This is a genomic window from Achromobacter insuavis (genome assembly GCF_902859645.1).
Taxonomy (GTDB): domain Bacteria; phylum Pseudomonadota; class Gammaproteobacteria; order Burkholderiales; family Burkholderiaceae_B; genus Achromobacter; species Achromobacter insuavis.
In genome coordinates this window covers 44529-64647 of the sequence record NZ_CADIJR010000017.1, presented here as the reverse complement: position 1 = coordinate 64647, position 20119 = coordinate 44529, and the positions used below count along the sequence as shown (strand labels likewise).

Here is a 20119-nt window from a genome sequence, read left to right as displayed (position 1 = left end):
TCAGCGGTCCAGCCCGAAGAACGTCTGTGTGTTGGCCGACAGGATCTTGTGCTGCACCGCGGGCAGCAGGTCGGAATTCGACACCAGCCGGCCGACCTCCTGCTCGCCCAGCGGATACGGATAGTCGGAACCGAGCAGCACGCGGTCCTCGCCCATCACGTCGATCAACAGCCGCAGCGAGCGCGGATCGAACACGGCGCTGTCGACGTAGAAGCGGTCGGTGTACGACGAGGGCGGCTGCGGACAGTCCTGGCGCACGATGTCGCGGTGGCGCCAGGCGTTGTCCACGCGCCCCAGCAGGAAGGCGAAGCTGCCGCCGCCGTGGGCGAAGCACAGCTTCAGGCTGCGCGGAATGCGCTCGAACGCGCCGGACAGGATCAGCGACAGGATGCCCAGCTGGGTTTCGGCGGGCATGGCGACCAGCCACGGCAGCATCCAGCGCTTCATGCGGCCGTCGGTCATCATGTCCCAGGGGTGCACCAGCACCGGGATGCCGTCGTTGGCGCAATGCACCAGGAACTGCACCAGCGTGTCGTCGTCCAGGTCGCGCGGGCCGACGTGGTTGCCGATCTGCACGCCCAGGTGGCCGGCGGCGCGGGCGCGCGAGGCCTCGCGGCAGGCCAGCTCCAGGTCCTGCAGCGGCACCTGCGCCAGCGCCTTGAGGCGGCCGGGCGCGAAGGCGCAATGTTCCAGCGCCAGGTCGTTCATGCGCGCGGCCCAGTCGGCCGCGGCCTGCGCGGGATAGGTGTAGCCGAACATCACCGGCGTGGCGCACAGGATCTGCAGGTCGACGCCGTGGCGGTCCATCTGTGCAATGCGCAGGGCCGGGTCCCACAACGTGGCATCGACCGGGCGGAAGGGGCGGTCGCCGGCCATGATCTGGCCGGTCGAGCCATCGCCGTCGCGCCGCAGCCAGGGCGCGTCCACCGGGTCCAGCGCGGCCGCTTCCTGCCGCGTGATGGGCGGGAAGAAGTGCGCGTGCATATCGATTTTCAGGGTCATAAAGAGGGCGGATGACAGGTTGGGGGCGTCAGGCGGGCGACGGCTGCGCGGCGGGGGCCTGCGCCTTGCCGGGGTGGATCGCGCCGCAGCCGGGGCAGGTGCGCTTTTCCTCGCTGGCGTAGAAGGCCTGGAACAGCGGCGGCAGGTCGGTGACGATGCTCTTCAACTGCACCTCGACGCGGTGCACCAGGTGGCCGCAATGCGGGCAATACCATTCGAAGCCGTCCAGCAGTCCCTGCGGGCGCTGGCGCTCGATCACCAGACAGGCGCTGCCGGTCTCGGGGCGTTGCGGCGAATGGCGCACATGCGGCGGCAACAGGAAGATGTCGCCTTCCTTCAGGTCGACCCGTTCGGGCTTGCCGTCGATCCACAGCGACAGCCAGGCGTTGCCGCGCACCTGGTAGAAGAACTCTTCCAGCGGATCGTCGTGGTAGTCGGTGCGCAGGTTGGGGCCGCCGACCACGGTGACGATGAAATCGGCGTCCTGCCAGATCTGCTGGTTGCCCACCGGCGGTTGCAGCAGGTGGGCATGGTCCTGGATCCAACGCTGGAAATTCAGGGGCGGGCCATAGGCGGGCATGACGGTCTCCGGGAGGCGCTTGCGGACTTCGCTGAAGGCAAGTCTAGGCGGGGGAAGGGGCCGCGGCACAATAGAAATTGCGCGGTTGGATATGCGGGGTATCTATCGCGGGGTTTCCCTGAACGGGATATCCCGGATGCCGTGGTCGGCGCTCAGGCGCTGGCGGGGCGCTGCGCCGCGATCTGTTTCAGGTAGTCGACCAGCCGCAGGCAGGCCGGCGTCAACGGCCGGTCGGCGCGGATCGAATAGCCGACGTCGCCGAACGCGCCGAAGGCGTCGGTGGGCAGGCGCGTCAGCACGCCCATGGCCAGGAACTGGGCCGCGGCGTCGTAGGGCATCAGGGCCAGCGCGTCGCTGTGCATCAGGATGCCGATATTGGTCAGCAGCGACAGCGATTCGACGTGGCGCGTGGGCAGCCGCACGCCGGCATCGAAGAAGCTGCGCTCGATCGAGGCGCGCAGCGGCGAGGTGGGCGCGGGCAGGATCCAGATGTGGTCGGCCAGCTCGGCCAGCGTCACGCGCGCGGCGCCCGCCAGCGGGTGGCGCGCGCCGGCCACCAGGCACAGGTCCTCGCGGTAGAGCTTGTGGTGGTCGACGGCGACGCCCGAGATCGACGCCATGTCGGCGCCCGGCAGGCGGCCCACCACGATGTCGACGTCGCCGGTGGCCAGCGCCGGCAGCAACTGCGCCGACGGCCCCTCGCGCACCGTGACCTGGATGCCGGGGTGCTCGGTCATCAGCCTCGCGATGGCCTCGGGCAGCAGCTTGGCCGAGGCCGCGATCAGCGTGCCCACCACCACGTGGCCGCTGGCGCCGCCCAGCACCGCGTCGATGTCGTCGGCCATGTAGCGGATCTCGGCCATCATGGCGTGCACGCGGCGGCCCAGCACCAGCGCCAGTTCGGTCGGCGTGACGCCGCGGTTGGAGCGCTCGAACAGCGTCGCGCCGAAGAACGCTTCCAGGTCGTGGATGGCCTTGGTGACGGTGGGCTGGGTCAGGTGCATTTCGCTGGCGGCGCGCGACAGCGAGCGGCGCGCCAGCACGCGTTCGAAGATCTGCAGCTGGTGCAGCTTCAGTTTGTGGCTGAGCGCGTTGGGCGTGATGCGGAAGTTCGACATGCGCGCGGCCGTCCCGGCGCGGCGGCCGGGGCGGCGATCCTGTTCCGAGGGAAAAGCCGGGAGGCGGTCTGGCGCCATGGCCGCGCGGGTGCCGGTCAGCGCGCCAGCGGCTTGTAGGCGACCGCCTTGATCTCAATCAGCAATTGCGGGTGCGGCAACTGATGCACCGCCACGGTGGTGCGTGCCGGCCCATCGGCGTCGAAGAACTCGCCGTAGACCTGATTGTAGCCACCGAAGTCGTTCATGTTGACCAGGAAAGTACTGATCTCGACCACGTCCGCCAGGTCCGCGCCGGCGCTGGCCAGGATGTCGCGGATGTTCTCGATCACCGCGCGCGTCTGCGCCCGGATGTCGAGCGTGGTGGTGCCCATGGCGTCGACCTCGGCGCCGGCGATGCGGTTGTCGGGCAGGCGCGAGCTGGTGCCGGAGACGAACAGGAAGTCGCCGGCGCGCTTGATGTGGGGATACTTGCCGCGCGGCGTGGCCTTGCCGGCGACGACGGTGGCGCGGGTGGAGGATTGGGTCATGGCGGTGTCCTTGAAGGCGCTGTGGCTCACAGCTTGATGCAGACGTTGGTGGGTTCGGTGTAGAAATGCAGCGAATGGCGGCCGCCTTCGCGGCCGATGCCGGACAGGCCGCTGCCGCCGAACGGCGTGCGCAGGTCGCGCAGGAACCAGCAGTTGACCCAGGCCAGCCCCACCTTCATGGCCTGCGCGACGCGGTGGCCGCGGGTCAGGTCCCGGGTCCAGACGGCGGCGGCCAGGCCGTAGCGGGTGTCGTTGGCCAGGCGGATGGCCTCTTCCTCGGTGTCGAACGGCGCCACGTGGCAGACCGGGCCGAACACTTCTTCCTTGATGCAGCGCGCGCTCTCGGGCAGGCCGGTCCAGATGGTCGGCTGCACGTAGGCGCCGGCGTCGCGCGCATCGCCGAACACCGGCACGCCGCCGCCGGTGACGACCGTCGCGCCTTCCTCGCGCGCCAGGGCGAAATACGACAGCACCTTGTCCCGGTGTTCGCGCGACACCAGCGGCCCCATGCCGGTGTCGGCATCATCGGGCCAGCCGATGCGCAGCGCCCGCGCGTGCTCGGCCAGCGCGGCGACGAAGCGTTCGTAGATCGGGCGCTGCACGTACACGCGTTCGGTGCACAGGCAGACCTGGCCGCAGTTGGCGAACACCGAGCGCGCGGTGCCGTCGACCGCCGCCTCGAAATCGGCGTCGGCGAACACCAGCGCCGCGTTCTTGCCGCCCAGCTCGAACGACACCGGCTTCACGCCCGGCGCCACGGCGCGCATGATGGCCGCGCCGGTGGCCGATTCGCCGGTGAAGGTGATGCCGTCGATGTCCGGATGCGTGGTGATGAACTCGCCCGCCGAGCCCGGCCCGAAGCCATGCGTCAGGTTCAGCACGCCGGGCGGAAGACCCGTGTCGTGCGCGACCTCGGCCAGCAGCGTGGCGGTGGAGGGCGTGACCTCCGACGGCTTCATGATGACGGTGTTGCCGAACGCCAGCGCCGGCGCCACCTTCCAGGTCAGCAGCAGCAGCGGCAGGTTCCACGGCGAGATCACGCCGACCACGCCCAGCGGCTTGCGGTAGGCGTAGTTCAGCGCCTGGCGGCCGTCGGGCGTGTCGGTCATGTAGCTTTCCATGTCCAGCGTGCGCGCCAGCTCGGCGAAGGCGCGGAAGTTGGCGGCGCCGCGCGGAATGTCGATCTGGCCGGCCCAGGACACCGGCTTGCCGGTGTCGCCGATCTCGGCCTGCAGGAAATCATCGAAGCGGCGGTTGATGCCGTCGGCCAGCGCCAGCAGGTGGTCGGTGCGCTGGACCACCGGCAGCGCGGCCCAGGCGGGCAGGGCGCGATGGGCGGCGGCGACGGCCCGGTCGACCTGCTCGCGGCTGGCTTCGTGCGCCTGGGCGATCAGCGCGTGATCCACCGGACTGTGTTTGTCGAAGGTGGACGCGCCGTCTTCGAAGCGGCCGTCGATGTAGTTGCGCAGCTGGCGGATCGTCATGGCCTGTCTTCTCGTGCCAAATTAAGTACGTATACGTACGATATTGGGCGATAGTAGGCAGCGGCCGAGCGCAAGTCAATGGGGGCAACCCTCGGGGCCAGCCCCCGCGGGCCGGCTGCCGGGATCGCGCGGCATTACCAGCGGTAGCTCAGCGTGCCGTACACCTGGCGCTCCTGGCCCCAGTAGCACGATGTCGTGCTGCCGCAACTGGCCACGTAGCGGCGGTCGAACAGGTTGGTGGCGGACAGGGCAACGGCCAAGCCTTTGAACGACGGGTCCAGCGCGCCCAGGTCGTAGGCCAGGCGCGCGTCCACCAACGTCACCGGTTTCATCGCGAGGGTGTTGTTGGCATCGCCATAGGTGCTGCCGCGATAGCGCACCCCCAGGCCGGCGCTCAGGCCCTGGGCGATGCCACCAAAGCGGTGGTCGGCCCACAGCGCGGCCTGGTGGCGTGGCAGATTCTGCAGCGCGTTGCCCTCGGTGTTGATGCCCATCGCATCGGGCGTGTTGCGGGTGACTTCGCCCTGGCTGTAGCCATAGGAGGCGATCACGTTCCAGCCGCCACCCAGTTCCGCCTTGCCTTCCAGTTCCAGACCGCGCACGCGCGCTTCGCCCGTCTGCACGCTGAAGGCGGGGTTGGCCGGATCGGTGGCGATCACGTTCTTCTGCGTCAGCTGGAACACGGACAGGGTGATCAAGGCCTTCTGGCCGGGCGGCTCGTACTTGATACCCGCTTCGTACTGCTCGCCCTTGGTCGGCTTGAACGGCGTGCCGGAGCGGGTCGCGCCGATGGCGGGGTCGAACGACGTTGAATAACTGATATAGGGCGCCAGGCCGTTACGCGCCAGGTAGACCACGCCGGCGCGTCCGGTCCAGGCCGTGTCGTCCTGGGCATTGGCCGCGTCGCTGCCGAAGTTGATGCCCTGCTTGCGATTCCAGGCGTGGTCGTGGCGCACGCCGCCGGTGAAGGCCCATTGGCCCGCGCGGATCTGGTCCTGCAGGTAGTAGCCGATCTGCGTGGCGCGGGTGCGGGTGTTGGTGTATTCGGCGATGTCCTGCGGCCGTTGGCCATAGACGGGGCGGTACAGGTCCAGCGGACCCAGAGACCCCATGTAGAAGCGGTAGCCGTTGTTGGTGCGGCGCAGGTCCAGCCCGGCCAGCACGGTGTGCGACAGCGGGCCGGTGTCGAAATCGGCCTGCACTTGGTTGTCGACGGAGAAGGCGTAGACCTGTTCCTTCCAGCCGACATAGCTGCGATCAACCAGCCGCCTGTCGGCGTCGAGGAAGCCGTTCAGGAAACTGTTGCGGGCGCTGAAGTCGATCTCGGCGTAGCGCAGGTTCTGGCTGACCTTCCAGGTCGAGTCCAGGCGATGATCCAGGCGGTATCCGACCGAGCGTTGTTCCACGTCCCAGCGATCCACGCCCGGTTCGCCCGGAAAGCGCGAACGCTTCAGGCCGCCGTTCGGGTTGTCGTACAGCGTGCCCTCGGCCGGCAGGAAATAACCGGTCCAGCCATCCACGCGGTCGCGCTGGTATTGCAGGCGCAGGGTGAAGCTGGTGTCGGCATTCGGCGCCCAGGTGAAGGCCGGGGCGATATAGCGGTTGGTCTCGGACACATGGTCGAGCGAGGCGTCGGCATCGCGATACAGCCCGGTCAGCCGGTAGCGCAGCGTCGCCGCCTCGTTCAGCGGGCCGCCCAGGTCGAAGGCGCCTTGCTTGTGGCCGTTGTTGCCGCCTTCGAGCTGGACCTCGCCCTGGCGCGCATCGGGCGGCGCCTTGGTGACGTAGTTGACCAGGCCGCCCGGCGTATTCTGGCCGTAGAGGACCGAGGCCGGCCCCTTGAGCACTTCGATGCGTTCGGCGCCGTACGGGTTGAGCCGGGGAATCACGTATTCGCCGGTGGCGGTGCGCAAGCCGTCCTGGTATGTGGCGTAGTTGGCGTTGAAGCCGCGCAACTGGATCACGTCGAAGCGCACGTCATAGCCCGCCCAGGCGGCATTGACGCCGGGGGTGTAGGCCAGCGCCTCGGCGGTGCTGCGAACCGGTCGACGATCCATCTCGGCGCGGCTGACGACGTTGATGGCCTGCGGGGTTTCCAGCAGCGCGGCATCGGTCTTGGAGCCGGAGGCGCTGCGGGTGGCGACCAGTCCGTCCACCGGTCCGAACGCGGATTCGCGCAGGCCCGGCACCGTGATCGGCGCCAGTTCCACCGCGCCCGGCGCAGGCGTGCGGAAGACCTGCAACCGGCCTTCGGCGTTACGGCGCGCCGACAGGCCGGTGCCTTGCAGCAGGCCGGACAGGTCCGCATCGGAGCCCGTCGGCGCCGGCAGGCCCGGGCTGCGCAGGCCGCGCGTCAGCGCGGCATCGTAGGAAATCACCAGTCCGTGGCGCTGGGCATAGGCGCCCAGCGCGTCGTCCAGCGGTCCGGCCGGAATCGGCGCCTCGCCGGCAGCATGGGCCACCGTCTGCAGCAACAGGGTCAGGCCGGCCAGCGACCGGCGCAATCGTCTCGGGTACATCGCAATGCTCCATGCGGTTGTGCATGGAGGAGATGACGAGCCACGCGTCAAAAAGGGAAATGGCGGTTACAACTTTGTTCGGAATACCGATATCCGGTTGTCGCCCGCGCTAGCGGCGTTCGATCCGCTGCACCCAGGGGCCGTAGTGGCGCACGCGGATGGGCAGGTTCTCCTGCAGCGACGCCAGTGCGGCGTCGCCGTCCAGCGGCAGCACCGCCGACACCCGCAAGTCGGCCAGCGCCCGCGCGTCGTAAAGCAGCAGGCCGCGGCGGTGGCGCGCCAGTTCGTCGAGCACCTGCGGCAAGGGCGTATCGCTGACCGACAGGCGGCCCTGGGTCCAGGCCTCGGCATCGCGCGGGGCGGTCCGCGGCGGGCCGACCGCGTCGGGACGGATGTCGAGCGTCTGGCCGGCCGCGGCATCCTGGCAGGCTGCGCCGGGCCGCGCAGGACACGCCTTGACGTGTGATTCGGTCACCGTCACGCGGGTGGCATCGGGCAGCAGGCGGACAATGTAGCGCGTGCCCAGCGCCGTGGCGCTGCCGTCGCGGGTGTCGACGACGAAGGGCCGGCTGGCCTGGCCCGGTGCCACTTCCGCCAGGATCTCGCCCTGCCGAAGTACGATGCGGCGTTCCTGTGCGCTATAGACGATGTCGACTGCGCTGTCGGTGTTGAGCGTCAGGCGGCTGCCGTCGCTCAGTTCGATCGTGCGGTGTTCGCCCACGCCACTGCGCAGGTCGGCGGCCAGCCACGGCAGTTGGGCATGCAGGGCCCACCACGCAGGCGCCAACGCGGCCAGGGCGAACGCCGCCGCGCGCACGGCCGGGCCGCGACGCTTGCGGCGCCGCGCGCGGGTTTCGTGCAGCAGGGCGCTCAAGCGGGGCCCAGGAGCTTGTCGAGCCGGCGCAGCCAGCAGGCCCCACAGCGCCTGCATGCGTTGCCAGGCGCGCTCGTGATCGGGGTGGGCGGCGCGCCATTGCTCGAACGCGCGGGTCTCTTCGGCGCTCGGAGCCCCGTCCATCACGCTGTGCCAATGCGCCGCCTGTTCCAGCGCGGCGCGAGGCAGTGCCGCTTCGCCGGACGGGCCGGCGGCCTCGTCAAACAGCATGGCCGCTGAGTGGGGCCGAGTCGGCCAGCACGTCGTGGCAGGCCAGCAAGGCCTGGGCGATGTACAGCTTGACCGAGCGTTCCGACACCCGCAGGACCCGCGCGATGTCATGTTGGGACATGCCGTCGTACAGGCTCATGAGAAAGGCCTGCGCCGCATTGTGCGGCAGGCGCTCGATGGCCTGGCTGATCGCCGCCAGGGCCTGCACGGCCATGGCGACCTGTTCGGCTGAGGCCTCCGTGGCCATTGCGTGCTGCTCGGCGTGCAGCGCCAGGTAGGCCTGTTCGATGTCCCGGCGGCGCCGTTCATCGATCACCAGCCGGTTCGCCGTGGTGGCGAGCAGGGCGCGCGGCTGGTCCGCAGTTTCCAGGCCGCCACGCCGCAGCAGGCGCAGGAACGCGTCGTGGGCAATGTCCTCGGCGTGGAAACGGCATTTCAGCTTGCGCAGCAGCCAGGCGCGCAACCAGCCGTGATGCGCCGCATAAAGACTGTGGAAGGCCGGCAGGACGTTCGGTCCGGACATGGTGGATATATCAGGAAGTGAGAATCGTTATCACCCTGCGGATTGTACGTGCCTTCGCCGGCAGCGCCAGCCCCGAGGGTTCCCGGCCCACTACAATCGGCGGGCCGACTCCGTGGATCCCCGATGACTCCTCCCGCCCGATCCGTCCGCCCGGCCAGCGCCCGGGCCCTTCAGCAATTCGACCTGACCCAGGTGGCTTCGCACCTGCTGCGCCGCGCCCACTTCCGGGCCGAGGCGCTGTTCGCGCAGGCCTTTCCGGACGAGGACCTGACGCCGCGCCAGAAGGCCCTGCTGATCACCGTCCACCAGAATCCGGGCGCGACCCAGAGCCGCATCGCCGAACTGATCGCGCTGGACCGCAATTCCTTCGCCGAAATGATCGCCCGCATGACCGCCAAGGGCTATGTGCGGCGCACGCGCTCGGCCGAGGACGGCCGCGCCTATGCGCTGGAGATCACGGACGAGGGCATGGCGCTGCTGGCGCGGGTGCTGCCGCGTGATGCGCAGGTGGAGGCGCAGGTGCTGGCGCCGATCCCGGAGGAACTGCGGCCCGTGTTCCTGCGCTGCCTGCGCCTGATGGCGGGGCTGGAATCGTCCGAGGCGCCGTGAGGGCGGGAAAGGCCCGCGCCTGGCGGATCGGAGGAGGCGGCGCCTGGTTAAGGCCTGTCCGACGGCGGTGATGCCGGGGGAGCGGATGCCGGCGCGGCCGGCGCCGAATCCGGACTCGACGCCGTGGAGGCCGCGGGCGCCTTGGGCTGAGCCGCGCGGCCGAAGCGCAGCGCGAACTGCCGCGTGAACACCGCCCCGAAAAAGAAGATCTGCGCCGAGTAATAGATCCACAGCAGCAACGCGATCAGCGACCCGGCCGCGCCGTAGGCCGACACCGCCGCGCCCCGGCTCAGGTACACGCCGATGCCCCACTTGCCCACCAGGAACAGCGCCGCCGTGACGATGGCGCCGGGAATCACGTCGCGCCAGGAGATCCGCGCGCTCGGCAGCAGCTTGAAGATCACCGCGAACAGCGCCACCACCACCGAGAACGAAAACAGGCTCGACGCCCAGTCGGCCGCCGTGGCGAAGGCCGACGCCGTCCACAGGTCGCCGTAGTACTTGCGCGCGGCGCCCAGGCCCGCGTTCACGGTCAATGAAATCAGCAGGAACAGCGCCAGCACCAGCACCAGGCCGAACGACAGCATGCGGCTGCGCACCATGCCCTGGATGCCGCCCTTCTGGTTGCCGGACACCTCCCACAGGTCGTCCAGGCTGGCCTTGAGCTCGGCGAAGGCCGTGGTGGCGCTGAAGATCAGCACGAAGATCGAGATCAGCGCCGCGATCCAGCCGCCGCCCGATTCATGGGCGCTGGCCAGCACCGTCTGGATCACCTCGGCGCCGCGCTCGCCGGTCAGGTCGCGCAGCGACGCGAACAGCTCCGAACGCACCGCGTCCTCGCCGAAGAAAGCGCCGGCCACCGCGATCACCAGGATCAGCATCGGCGCCAGCGAGAACACCATGTACAAGGCCAGCGCCGCGCCCTTGCTGGAGGCGCGATGGGTCGACCACTGGTTGGCGGAATCCATCAACAGGCCGCCGATCTCCGACGGACGCAGGGCACGCAGGCTATTGGGAAGGCGCATGGGGCTGGCTCGGGCTAGGGAGCCTTCATTGTAGGGACGCATGCGCCGGCGCGAAACCATGAACTTGTTGGCAAACGTTCCGAGGCCTGGTGCGATGGCCGGTCCACAAAAAGAAAAACCCCCGGGGCGAAGGTCCGGGGGTCTTTCGGGGTACTGCGTTCCCCGGCCGGAGCCGGGGAGGCCTTGCAGGGGAAGCGGGACTTAGAAGTCCATGCCGCCCATGCCGCCCATGCCGCCGGGCATGGCCGGGGCAGCGGGCTTGTCTTCGGCCAGTTCCACAACGGCGGCTTCGGCGGTCAGCAGCAGGCTGGCGACGGAGGCGGCGTTCTGCAGGGCGGTGCGGGTCACCTTGGTGGGATCCAGCACGCCTTGCTCGACCAGGTCGGTGTACTCGCCGGTCGCGGCGTTGTAGCCGTAGTTGCCCTTGCCTTGCAGCACGGTGTTGACCACCACGCTGGCTTCTTCGCCGGCGTTGGTGACGATGGTGCGCAGGGGTTCTTCGACGGCACGCAGGATCAGCTTGATGCCGGCGTTCTGGTCAGGCGTGTCGCCCTTCAGGTCGGAGATGGCTTGCTTGGCGCGCAGCAGAGCCACGCCGCCGCCGGCCACAACGCCTTCTTCCACCGCAGCGCGCGTGGCGTGCAGGGCGTCTTCGACGCGAGCCTTCTTTTCCTTCATTTCGACTTCGGTGGCAGCGCCAACGCGAATCACGGCAACGCCGCCGGCCAGCTTGGCCACGCGTTCTTGCAGCTTTTCACGGTCGTAGTCGGACGTGGCTTCTTCGATCTGGATGCGGATCTGCTTGACGCGCGCTTCGATCGACTTGCTGTCGCCAGCGCCGTCGATGATCGTGGTGTTTTCCTTGCCCACTTCGATGCGCTTGGCTTGGCCCAGTTCAGCCAGGCCGGCCTTTTCCAGCGACATGCCGGTTTCTTCGGAGATCACCGTGCCGCCCGTCAGGATGGCGATGTCTTCCAGCATGGCCTTGCGGCGGTCGCCGAAGCCAGGCGCCTTGACGGCGGTGGTCTTCAGGATGCCACGGATGTTGTTGACCACCAGGGTCGCCAGGGCTTCGCCCTCGACGTCTTCGGCGATGATCAGCAGCGGACGGCTCGACTTGGCGACTTGTTCCAGCACCGGCAGCAGGTCACGGATGTTGCTGATCTTCTTGTCGAAGATCAGGACGAACGGGTCTTCCAGCGCGGCGACTTGCTTTTCCGGGCTGTTGATGAAGTAGGGCGACAGGTAGCCGCGGTCGAATTGCATGCCTTCGACGACGTCCAGCTCGTTTTCCAGCGACTTGCCGTCTTCGACGGTGATGACGCCTTCCTTGCCGACCTTGTCCATCGCGTCAGCGATGATCTGGCCGATCGAGGAGTCGCTGTTGGCCGAGATCGAGCCAACCTGGGCGATTTCCTTGCTGGTCGTGACCGGCTTGGATTGCTTCTTCAGCTCGGCGACGGCGGCGGCGACGGCCTTGTCGATGCCGCGCTTCAGGTCGATCGGGTTGAAACCGGCGGCAACGTACTTCAGGCCTTCCTGAACGATGGCCTGGGCCAGCACGGTGGCGGTGGTGGTGCCGTCACCGGCGTTGTCGGAGGTCTTGGAGGCGACGTCCTTGACCAGCTGGGCGCCGATGTTCTCGAACTTGTCCTTCAGTTCGATTTCCTTGGCGACGGAGACGCCGTCCTTGGTCACGGTCGGGGCGCCGAACGAGCGCTCCAGCACGACGTTGCGACCCTTGGGGCCCAGGGTGGTCTTGACGGCGTTGGCGAGGACATTCACGCCACGGACGATGCGCACGCGGGCGTCGTCACCGAACAGTACTTGCTTGGCAGCCATTTGTTAGCTTCCTTCGAAAATTCGTTTGAGGCAGGGTTTACTGGACCACGGCGAGGATTTCGTCCTCGCGGATGACGAGCAGTTCTTCGCCGTCAACCTTGACGGACTGGCCGGCGTACTTGCCGAACAGAACCTTGTCGCCAGCCTTCAGGTCGACCGGCAGGATCTTGCCGTCTTCGGTCTTCTTGCCGGGGCCGACGGCCACGACTTCACCTTGGTCAGGCTTTTCAGCGGCGCTGTCGGGGATGACGATGCCCGACGCAGTCTTACGCTCGTTTTCGAGGCGTTTGACGATCACGCGATCGCCCAGGGGACGCAAGGCCATGAGGAACTCCTGTTACTAAAGAAGAAAGTGAATGATCGGTTAGGCCCGGGAGGACTGTTAGCACTCACCGGAGTCGAGTGCTAATTATAGGGATGATGTCGCGGGGTTCAAGGGGGGGGCAGGCCGCTGTTACATATGGCCAGGGGGGGATCCTGGAATTTGTGCGGAAGCATTCGTCCCTAATATCAGGTGTCGAAATTCACCCAACTTGGGATTTACGTCATCCGGTTTGGGAATCGAGAATCTTCGATATGCAAGGACTGGCACGGCCTCCAGCCGGATTTCGCCTCTGGAGGTCCGATTTCCTGCGTCAAGTTCAGGGTGACGCGCCGTTTCTCAGGCAGCCTCGGCCGGTACTTCAGGCAGCGGCCCACGGGCCGCCGCCTGGGCGGCTGCTGTGCGTATCTTCGTCATCGGCATATCCATGATCCTTAGTCCTCATGATATGCCTCGCACACAAAATCACGGATAGGCCCGGGGGCTTACCATCAACCGCCATAGCATTGCGCGTAAGTAAAGTCGACCAAGCGCTTGTCTGAGACATCTTGTGGCGTGGACGGCTCTACTTGGAAATGCCCGAACATATCGTCGTTGCAGATCCTCACGTTCTTGCGCTGCGTACCTTCCTGCAATACGCAGGAGCCGCCAAAACTGTGATTACCCCCAGCGACGCCAACCGGTAGGTCAACCAGCTGGCTACAACCGATGATTCGGCCGCTTTGCTTCTGCTGCGCCAACGATTGGTTGAACGATTCAACACGGGAGTTGGGATCGCGAATCGGCACAACATTAACGCATTCGGTTTGGTTGCCCGGCAGCTTGCAGTCTGAGTACACCTCGCCATTGGCAATATGTTTCTCATTACGCGCCAGCATAGCGATGCGGGTTGTGTATGCTTGCCGCAGGCAGGCGCTGTCTTGGCAAATGTCACGAGCGTATTTAATCCAGTTGCGCTGTTCTTTGGCCAACTCTTTCTTGCCATAGGCATCGGTTGCGGCGAGTGCCGTTTCATAGGCCCCGTGCAATTTTCCATCCAGCGCGGATGTCTCGGCATCGCTGCAGATCAACCTTTCCGTAGCGCTCACGGCCTTGTTGCAATCAAAACTGGCGGCTTGGGCGCCAGTCCATAGCGTTGCAAGGCCCAACGTAAAGAGCAGCTTCATCGCATGTGCATACCGTGTCTTCCGTGCGTAAGCGGGTGGGCGTGTTGAATGCGGCTGGGTCATGATCCTAACTTCTCAGGTTGTATGTCGATGGTATCTTGCGTACAGCACAATACATCTCCTGTAGAAGTTCAACAAACCTGGAAATTTGGTCGCTCAATTTGAAAAGTAGCAATTGTGTGAACAGGAGGGTGATGCGGCCTTCTATCTTGTTCAGGCGCAGAGGCTATGTTCGTGGAGCAGCACAGGTCGGAAAGATGATTACTATGCGTGATGGCGGGACTGGCCATTCAGATAGGCAACTACAGTTCGCACGATGAGAACCCCCAATATTTTCCGTCGCTGGTGGGATCGGCAGAACGAACGGAACGCCATCAAGAATGACTTGATCGCGTTCAGCAAGGATTGTCTGCTGGCCGTGGGCCGGCATGTGCCCGATGCCCGCCGCCCTCGCGTCCGGGGCGTTTGGTACGGCGACCCAACGCACTCACGGATCGTGTGGACGGACGGCGCGGGCCGCAAGTGGCGATGGCCTCTTTTCATTCTCTTCTCCGTCTGCCAGAAGAGGCCCGATGAACGCGACCTGATCATCGAGAAATCGTTGCGGAATCTGTTGAGCCCGCCGCCAGTGAGTCAATGGCGTGAACCGGAGTTCCGCACCGCAGAGCAAGTGGCGCAGCGACTGCTGGCATTGATCGCCGTGGTGTGGCGTGCCGATGAACGTGAAGACGTTGCGGTGGAAGGCATTGCCTGGGCCGAGCAAAACGATGTCATCGCATTGCTTTCCCCGGCAGAAGCCCTCTACCTGGGACAAGCGCAGCGGCCTGCGCATCAGGACCTTGTGAATTTCAGTTGGCGCGCCGAGGCCATCGTGCCGCTGGCGTGGGCCCTGGGCGGCATGCCTGAGCTGCCGCCGTCTTGCCAGCGTGCGGACATCTGGGCGATCCCGCTGGTGCAAGTGGCCAAAGCCGCTCCGGCCGACTTCGTCGCCAATGCGTGTCTGCGGTCACTCGATGAGGTGGCGGACGAGGAACACCGACTGCAGGATGAGCACTGGCACGTGCACGACGCACAACTGCGCGGTCGACCCACCCCCGCCCACCTGGACGCTGGCGTGGTCACGGAGCGCCGCTATGCATTGAGCTGGATGGTGGGCTACGGCGAGTCGTGGGACGACGTGCCTGTAAATACCTGACGTCCCGCAGCGACTTACAATCGTTATCCTCTTCAACGCAATGGACGGTCTCATGCTGCCGCTTCGCAGAACTGTTCGTCCAGTTTCTCCATCCGCCTAGAAAGCGCGCTTCCGCCCAGATGCCGACTGCCATTGCGGGGGGCTAGCGTGTATCCGCATCAAATTCCATTCCGTCAATGACGTTCGCGCATGATGGCCGCATCGAGCGTCTCGATCGGGACGTCCCCGGCAGCATCCAGCTCTCCACTACGGAGCCTTCGTCTCCTCTTGCGCCTTCTGCTTTTCCTTGTCCTTCTTTTCTCCGTCGTAATGCGACTTGATGGCGAGGAACATGCCCGTGCCCAACACGAGGAGCTTGAACGTACCGAAGATTACGGGGACCCAAAAATTCATCATTTCCTCAAAACGCTGCTTCAGCAGCATTGTTTACGACCTGTGGGCCGGCCTCTGCGCATCCAGGCACATCGGGCGCGGCGAGCGCCCATTTCCATACAAGAAGGCAGATTTTATAGAAAAATCCCATACAAGAATGGAAATTCTACCTCAGCTATCCATACAAATGCTTGAATCGTTTGATTTGTATGTCTTTCTGAGAGAGATTTTGCAGCAAAAAAACCATACATAAAGACAAGACATCTCTCCCGCGCCGCCACGGGGGGGCGGAGCCCATCGCCGCACGATTCCACCGCCCACCTGGTTGTCGGCGCTCATTCAATTTCATGCCTGCCAGGTCCGATGGTCGTGCGCGAAGCTGTCCTTGACACAGGCCGGCCCGACCAGCCACGCGGGCGCCAACTCCGGGCGTCCCAGATGGTAGCCCTGCAGCGCGTGCACGCCCGCCTGCGTGGCGGCGGCGACGTCAGCTTCGGTTTCGATGCCTTCCGCGATGACGCATGCGCTCAGGTCCGAGCACAGTGTCACGAAGTGCTTGAGCAGCGTCTGGGGCTGGCGCTTGCCTTCCGTCTGGGTCACGAAGGTCTTGTCGATCTTGACGATATTCGGGCGCGTTGCGGCCAGGAAGCTGATGGTGCTGTAGCCGGCGCCCATGTCGTCCAGGGCAATCCGGCAGCCCATCACGCGCAATGACAACAACAGATTGGCCGCCTCTTCGGCGTTGGTGATGGCGCTGGTCTCGGTGATTTCGAGCGTCAGGCGCTCGGCGATCCCGGGATTTCTCGCCAGATAATCCTGCAGGACGCGCCACCAACCGTCGTGCTGCAAGGACAGCGCCGATACGTTGGCTCCCAGGCAGATATCCGGGTGGCGTTCAAGCAGGCCGATGGCGGTCCAAAGCACGCTGCGGTCCAGTCGGGCGACAAGGCCCAGCCGTTCCAGCGCCTGGATGACGGGATAGCAAGTCGTGGCGGTGTTGCCGTCGATGCGACGCAGCAGGGCTTCGTGGTAGAGCGGCACCCGGAGGCTCGACGACACGATGACGGGCTGGAAGGCCAGGGTGACATGGCCGGAATGGACATCGTCGAAGAACGCCGTCGCCATGTCCATGTCGTTGCGAAACGCCGTGAGCCGCGCGTTCAGGGATTGGGTGGTTTCCGGCAGCGGGGGCCAGGCGTGAGCGGGATAGCGCGCCGTATCGAACGGAGACGCCTCCAGACAGGTCTCGGGCACCCCCAGGGTGACCAGTACCTTGAGCAGGATGCGGTGACCTTCGCACTCCAGCGGCTCGCAGGAGACGGCCGCCTTGATCCGCTCAAGCAGCACATCATCGTCGGGCGAGCAGGGCGGCGCGTGGTCCGCCAGCGTGACAACGGCATGTTGACCGATACGTGCAATGCGATGGGCGTCAATGCCGATGGCGGCCAGCCGTTCGGGCAATGCACGATCGATGGCTCGCTGCACGCAGGCAGTGCCGTAGGCCGCGAACAGATCGGGCAGGCCGTCAATATAGATGCACGCCGCGCGCACCGCCGTATAGGGCGCAAGCAGGATCGCCGACGGATTGCCATCGGTGGGGCGCATGGCGGCTTGCCCGGCTGCGAGGAGGTCGGGCACGGGTTCTTTCTGGCGGCCGAAGGTCTCATGACGCCGGTCGACGGAAGCGCCTTGGCGCGGTGTTCTTGAGATTGGGCGGGACTTCGTCGCCATGATTTCCTTTCGCTTGTAGTGGACCGCGGTGCGGCTTCTCCGGGTATGCCACTTCAGCGCAACGAAAAGGTCCGTGCTTTTGCCGAAAAATATGTAACCAGATAAATCGGCTCGGGTCCTGCGGGAGGCGGGCGCGTTCGATGTGGGCGCGCAATGAACCTTTTTTCGCGTCTCAAGTGGCATCCCAGGGCAAGCGGCTCGAAAGCACTTCCGACCGGGTCGCGATTCCACTGATTTCAAAGCGTCGCCAAGAGGGCAATCCATGTTCAGTACCCCGCTTCTGCCACCCCGTGCCGCGCCGTTGCGCTGGCTTGCGGCGCTGGCCATCATCCTTTTCTTCGGCGCGCCGTTACAGGCAGGTGCCGTAACGACGTGCACGCTCGCGAATGGCGGACTCTTTTCAGTGACGTTTCCCAGCGCGATCTCGGTGCCCCGCGATGCGCCGGTGGGAACGCTGCTGGCGACGGCCGATTGGACGGGAATGAACACCATCTATGCGTGCGATATCACGGCCAATTCGGTCGCGGGCATCGACATCCGCATCGTGGGGCTGACACAGACCAACGTGACGGTTCAGAACCCCGCCAATGGCGGCGGGACCTACAAGGTCCATGCGACCAACCTGCCAGGGGTCGGCATTGCGTTCTCCGGGCAGTTTGTCGTCGGGGGCTGCGGCCCGCAACCGCCGGCCGGACGGGTGGATATGACGGGAAACGGCGGATCGCGATGGCGGACCTGCGCCGGTCCGGACAACAATGGCCGGCAACCGTACGGCTTCAATGCGATGACCGCCATGTTGGTCAAAACCGGAGATATCCAGCCGGGCATGGTCTCCCTGCCCGGCGACGTGCTGCTGACGCGCCCCATCATGGGAGGGGCCGACATTAACAACCCCATCGTCAGCCCGGGGCCCAATGCGTCTTTTCGGGTCAACGCCGTAGCCGTCTCCGTGAAGAGTTGCACCACGTCGAACGTGACCGTGCCGCTGGGCCAGTACACAACGAAGTCGTTCAAGGGGGTCGGCTCGGAGACCCCCAGGGTCAAATTCTCGGTCCCCATCAATAACTGCCCTGCCGGGCTGCAGCGCATCGGGCTGCAATTCAGCGCGCCATCGGGCGTCGTTGACGCCAACAACGGCGTCATCGCCCTGAGCGCGGAGTCGACGGCGCAGGGGCTGGGGCTCAAGCTCGTCAGCGTGTCGAATGGCAAGCCGATGGCGTTCGGAGCGCCTGGGTATGAAGTCGCCCAGTACGCGCCGGCAACGGGCGGCTCCTACAGTGCGGACTTTTATGCGTCCTATGTCCAGACAGGGGCGGCTATCAAGCCAGGGACTGCGAACGGCACGCTGATTTTCACGTTGCTTTACCGTTAAGCCGCCCGGGGGCGGCCGGCCATTTCGCGCGGCGAACGCTGGGCGCGATGGCCGTTACAAATTAATCCGTTCGAGTCTGAGCCTTTTTGATCGGCTCAAGTGGCCTACCAGACAGAACCTGCAACGCAGAAGCAGCGACACGGGAGCGCTGCCCGGTTCTCTCCTCTCCTGGCTCACTATCCCTCATTGATATGAAGACTTCTCTTTATTCCGCTCTGTTCCTGGCTGTCGGCGCGCTGGCATCGCAATCGGCGTTCGCCGTCGACGGCACGATCACGTTCAACGGTTCGATCACGGACACCACCTGCAAGATCAACGGCCAGGACAATGGCGATTTCACGGTGACCTTGCCTTCCGTGTCGAAGACGCGCCTGGCCAATCCGGGCGCGACCGCCGGGCCCACGGCGTTCAGCATTTCGCTGACCAACTGTACCGGCTCCGCCACGAAGGTGTCGACGTATTTCGAGCCCGGCAGCACGGTACGCCCGAACGGCAATCTGAAGAACACGGCCGCGGGCGGCGCCGCCAACGTCGAGGTGCAGTTGCTGAACAAGGGGGACAACACGCCCATTGTTGTCGGCGCGGCCGCGGCGGCGCAGAACAGCGCGCCGGTCAACCTCACCGGCGGCAGCGCCACGCTGTCGTACGTTGCCCAGTACTTCGCGGCGGGCGCGGTGGATGCCGGCCCGGTCACCACCACGGTCACGTACACGCTGGCCTATCAGTAAGGCGGGCGCGCCGGCGCGGCGGGCGCTGCGCCGGCATGGTCCTCCAAGACGAAAAGAGTTGAGAAATCGTGCGTACTTTTCTGTTCCGTTCGTTGGCCTTCGCCGCCGCTGCGCTGGCCTCGATCAGTATTCCGGCCGTGGCGTCCGTCGTGATCTCGGGCACGCGTGTCGTTTATCCGGCGGGCGACCAGGAGGTCACCGTCAAGCTGTCCAACGAAGGCAAGACCCCCGCGTTGGTGCAGGTCTGGGCCGATAGCGGCGATGCGGACGCCGCACCGTCCGAGGCCAGCGCGCCATTCCTGATAACACCGCCCGTATCGCGCATCGATCCCGAGAAAGGCCAGACGTTGCGCGTGGCCTATACCGGGGAACCGTTGCCGCAGGACCGGGAGTCCGTCTTTTGGCTCAACGTGCTGGAGATTCCGCCGAAGCCGTCGGATGCGCAGACCGCCAATCATCTGCAGTTCGCGTTCCGCTCGCGGATCAAAGTGTTCTTCCGGCCTGGCCAGTTGCCGGGGCAGGCGGTCGATGCGCCGGCGCAAGCGGTGTGGTCGCTCGATGGCGAGGCCGGCGGCTATGTGCTGAGCGTGCACAACCCCAGCGCCTATCACGTGACGTTCACGACGATCCAGGCCGCCGCTGGCGGCGAAAAGGCCTTGTTCGATGACGGCCTGATGGTGGCGCCGGGCGAAACGCGCCGGGTGCCGCTCAAGGGCAGGCTTACGGCGCCGGCGGGCGTCCAGGTGCGCTACGAAGTCGTGAACGATTACGGCGGCCTCGTTACTGGCGAGGCCTCGACGCGGCCCCGCGTCATGCACTGATCCTTTTTCCCTGATTGATGTCGGATCACGGCGCGCTGTCGGCGCGTCGGGGAGCCGTGCGTCCTGTCGATGGCGGAT

Annotated in this window: 19 protein-coding genes; 5 read left to right on the top strand and 14 right to left on the bottom strand. The window is 65.9% G+C overall.

The window, feature by feature from the left end:
- The 8 genes from H0523_RS11945 to H0523_RS11910 all read right to left on the bottom strand — a co-directional run bounded on the left by H0523_RS11945 (nt 1) and on the right by H0523_RS11910 (nt 8858).
- Nucleotides 1–1002 (bottom strand): amidohydrolase family protein, encoded by a 1002-nt coding sequence (locus H0523_RS11945; protein ID WP_054428911.1) that lies wholly within the window; start codon nt 1000–1002, stop codon nt 1–3.
- A gap of 28 nt (nt 1003–1030) precedes the next feature.
- Nucleotides 1031–1582 (bottom strand): 3-hydroxyanthranilate 3,4-dioxygenase, encoded by a 552-nt coding sequence (locus H0523_RS11940; RefSeq protein WP_054428910.1) that lies wholly within the window; start codon nt 1580–1582, stop codon nt 1031–1033.
- Between the two features lie 152 nt (nt 1583–1734).
- Nucleotides 1735–2778, bottom strand: a complete 1044-nt coding sequence (locus H0523_RS11935; protein WP_054428909.1) for a LysR substrate-binding domain-containing protein — start codon at nt 2776–2778, stop codon at nt 1735–1737.
- A gap of 17 nt (nt 2779–2795) precedes the next feature.
- Nucleotides 2796–3227 (bottom strand): RidA family protein, encoded by a 432-nt coding sequence (locus tag H0523_RS11930; RefSeq protein ID WP_054429255.1) that lies wholly within the window; start codon nt 3225–3227, stop codon nt 2796–2798.
- A gap of 26 nt (nt 3228–3253) precedes the next feature.
- Nucleotides 3254–4711 (bottom strand): 2-hydroxymuconic semialdehyde dehydrogenase, encoded by a 1458-nt coding sequence (locus tag H0523_RS11925; protein ID WP_054428908.1) that lies wholly within the window; start codon nt 4709–4711, stop codon nt 3254–3256.
- Between the two features lie 134 nt (nt 4712–4845).
- Nucleotides 4846–7230, bottom strand: a complete 2385-nt coding sequence (locus H0523_RS11920) for a TonB-dependent siderophore receptor (RefSeq protein ID WP_156349961.1) — start codon at nt 7228–7230, stop codon at nt 4846–4848.
- 109 nt (nt 7231–7339) lie between these two features.
- Nucleotides 7340–8335: a FecR family protein gene (locus H0523_RS11915; RefSeq protein WP_054428906.1), complete on the bottom strand. Its 996-nt coding sequence runs from the start codon at nt 8333–8335 to the stop codon at nt 7340–7342.
- Nucleotides 8325–8858, bottom strand: a complete 534-nt coding sequence (locus H0523_RS11910; protein WP_054428905.1) for a sigma-70 family RNA polymerase sigma factor — start codon at nt 8856–8858, stop codon at nt 8325–8327. The genes H0523_RS11915 and H0523_RS11910 overlap by 11 nt, the downstream gene beginning before the upstream one ends.
- 123 nt (nt 8859–8981) lie before the next feature.
- Between H0523_RS11910 and H0523_RS11905 the strand changes: the two genes are divergently transcribed.
- Nucleotides 8982–9467, top strand: a complete 486-nt coding sequence (locus tag H0523_RS11905) for a MarR family winged helix-turn-helix transcriptional regulator (RefSeq protein ID WP_054428904.1) — start codon at nt 8982–8984, stop codon at nt 9465–9467.
- 47 nt (nt 9468–9514) lie between these two features.
- On the opposite strand, the gene H0523_RS11900 is transcribed toward H0523_RS11905, so the two are convergent.
- From H0523_RS11900 to H0523_RS11885, 4 genes are all read right to left on the bottom strand, one after another.
- Nucleotides 9515–10492: a YihY/virulence factor BrkB family protein gene (locus H0523_RS11900; RefSeq protein WP_054428903.1), complete on the bottom strand. Its 978-nt coding sequence runs from the start codon at nt 10490–10492 to the stop codon at nt 9515–9517.
- A gap of 201 nt (nt 10493–10693) precedes the next feature.
- Nucleotides 10694–12334 carry a chaperonin GroEL gene (gene groL, locus H0523_RS11895; RefSeq protein ID WP_006391317.1) on the bottom strand — a complete coding sequence of 547 codons (1641 nt, stop codon included), beginning with the start codon at nt 12332–12334 and terminating at the stop codon, nt 10694–10696.
- A 37-nt stretch (nt 12335–12371) separates the two neighbouring features.
- On the bottom strand, nt 12372–12659 hold the full coding sequence (gene groES, locus H0523_RS11890) for a co-chaperone GroES (protein WP_006221616.1): 288 nt from the start codon (nt 12657–12659) through the stop codon (nt 12372–12374).
- A 488-nt stretch (nt 12660–13147) separates the two neighbouring features.
- Complete coding sequence (locus tag H0523_RS11885; RefSeq protein WP_054428902.1) at nt 13148–13822, bottom strand: lysozyme inhibitor LprI family protein; 675 nt, start codon at nt 13820–13822, stop codon at nt 13148–13150.
- Nucleotides 13823–14138: 316 nt separating this feature from the next.
- Between H0523_RS11885 and H0523_RS11880 the strand changes: the two genes are divergently transcribed.
- Nucleotides 14139–15017 carry a DUF4272 domain-containing protein gene (locus H0523_RS11880; protein ID WP_054428901.1) on the top strand — a complete coding sequence of 293 codons (879 nt, stop codon included), beginning with the start codon at nt 14139–14141 and terminating at the stop codon, nt 15015–15017.
- 246 nt (nt 15018–15263) lie between these two features.
- Here H0523_RS11880 and H0523_RS11875 read toward each other — a convergent pair whose 3' ends face one another.
- The gene (locus tag H0523_RS11875) at nt 15264–15440 is read right to left on the bottom strand and encodes a hypothetical protein (protein ID WP_156333531.1); all 177 of its coding nucleotides are present in this window, start codon (nt 15438–15440) and stop codon (nt 15264–15266) included.
- Between the two features lie 294 nt (nt 15441–15734).
- Nucleotides 15735–17120, bottom strand: a complete 1386-nt coding sequence (locus H0523_RS11870) for an EAL domain-containing protein (protein WP_180180062.1) — start codon at nt 17118–17120, stop codon at nt 15735–15737.
- 262 nt (nt 17121–17382) lie between these two features.
- On the opposite strand from H0523_RS11870, the gene H0523_RS11865 reads away from it, so the two are divergent.
- From H0523_RS11865 to H0523_RS11855, 3 genes are all read left to right on the top strand, one after another.
- Nucleotides 17383–18492 (top strand): fimbrial protein, encoded by a 1110-nt coding sequence (locus H0523_RS11865; protein WP_054428899.1) that lies wholly within the window; start codon nt 17383–17385, stop codon nt 18490–18492.
- Nucleotides 18493–18683: 191 nt separating this feature from the next.
- On the top strand, nt 18684–19220 hold the full coding sequence (locus tag H0523_RS11860) for a fimbrial protein (protein ID WP_054428898.1): 537 nt from the start codon (nt 18684–18686) through the stop codon (nt 19218–19220).
- 92 nt (nt 19221–19312) lie between these two features.
- Nucleotides 19313–20041: a fimbrial biogenesis chaperone gene (locus H0523_RS11855; RefSeq protein ID WP_231689720.1), complete on the top strand. Its 729-nt coding sequence runs from the start codon at nt 19313–19315 to the stop codon at nt 20039–20041.
- Nucleotides 20042–20119: the final 78 nt, after the last annotated feature.

Bases quoted from the DNA above. Each gene is read 5' to 3' on its own strand.
- H0523_RS11945 (WP_054428911.1), bottom strand. From the start codon at position 1,002: ATGACCCTGAAAATCGATATGCACGCGCACTTCTTCCCGCCCATCACG.
- H0523_RS11940 (WP_054428910.1), bottom strand. From the start codon at position 1,582: ATGCCCGCCTATGGCCCGCCCCTGAATTTCCAGCGTTGGATCCAGGAC.
- H0523_RS11935 (WP_054428909.1), bottom strand. From the start codon at position 2,778: ATGGCGCCAGACCGCCTCCCGGCTTTTCCCTCGGAACAGGATCGCCGC.
- H0523_RS11930 (WP_054429255.1), bottom strand. From the start codon at position 3,227: ATGACCCAATCCTCCACCCGCGCCACCGTCGTCGCCGGCAAGGCCACG.
- H0523_RS11925 (WP_054428908.1), bottom strand. From the start codon at position 4,711: ATGACGATCCGCCAGCTGCGCAACTACATCGACGGCCGCTTCGAAGAC.
- H0523_RS11920 (WP_156349961.1), bottom strand. From the start codon at position 7,230: ATGTACCCGAGACGATTGCGCCGGTCGCTGGCCGGCCTGACCCTGTTG.
- H0523_RS11915 (WP_054428906.1), bottom strand. From the start codon at position 8,335: ATGCTGTTTGACGAGGCCGCCGGCCCGTCCGGCGAAGCGGCACTGCCT.
- H0523_RS11910 (WP_054428905.1), bottom strand. From the start codon at position 8,858: ATGTCCGGACCGAACGTCCTGCCGGCCTTCCACAGTCTTTATGCGGCG.
- H0523_RS11905 (WP_054428904.1), top strand. From the start codon at position 8,982: ATGACTCCTCCCGCCCGATCCGTCCGCCCGGCCAGCGCCCGGGCCCTT.
- H0523_RS11900 (WP_054428903.1), bottom strand. From the start codon at position 10,492: ATGCGCCTTCCCAATAGCCTGCGTGCCCTGCGTCCGTCGGAGATCGGC.
- groL (WP_006391317.1), bottom strand. From the start codon at position 12,334: ATGGCTGCCAAGCAAGTACTGTTCGGTGACGACGCCCGCGTGCGCATC.
- groES (WP_006221616.1), bottom strand. From the start codon at position 12,659: ATGGCCTTGCGTCCCCTGGGCGATCGCGTGATCGTCAAACGCCTCGAA.
- H0523_RS11885 (WP_054428902.1), bottom strand. From the start codon at position 13,822: ATGAAGCTGCTCTTTACGTTGGGCCTTGCAACGCTATGGACTGGCGCC.
- H0523_RS11880 (WP_054428901.1), top strand. From the start codon at position 14,139: ATGAGAACCCCCAATATTTTCCGTCGCTGGTGGGATCGGCAGAACGAA.
- H0523_RS11875 (WP_156333531.1), bottom strand. From the start codon at position 15,440: ATGCTGCTGAAGCAGCGTTTTGAGGAAATGATGAATTTTTGGGTCCCC.
- H0523_RS11870 (WP_180180062.1), bottom strand. From the start codon at position 17,120: ATGGCGACGAAGTCCCGCCCAATCTCAAGAACACCGCGCCAAGGCGCT.
- H0523_RS11865 (WP_054428899.1), top strand. From the start codon at position 17,383: ATGTTCAGTACCCCGCTTCTGCCACCCCGTGCCGCGCCGTTGCGCTGG.
- H0523_RS11860 (WP_054428898.1), top strand. From the start codon at position 18,684: ATGAAGACTTCTCTTTATTCCGCTCTGTTCCTGGCTGTCGGCGCGCTG.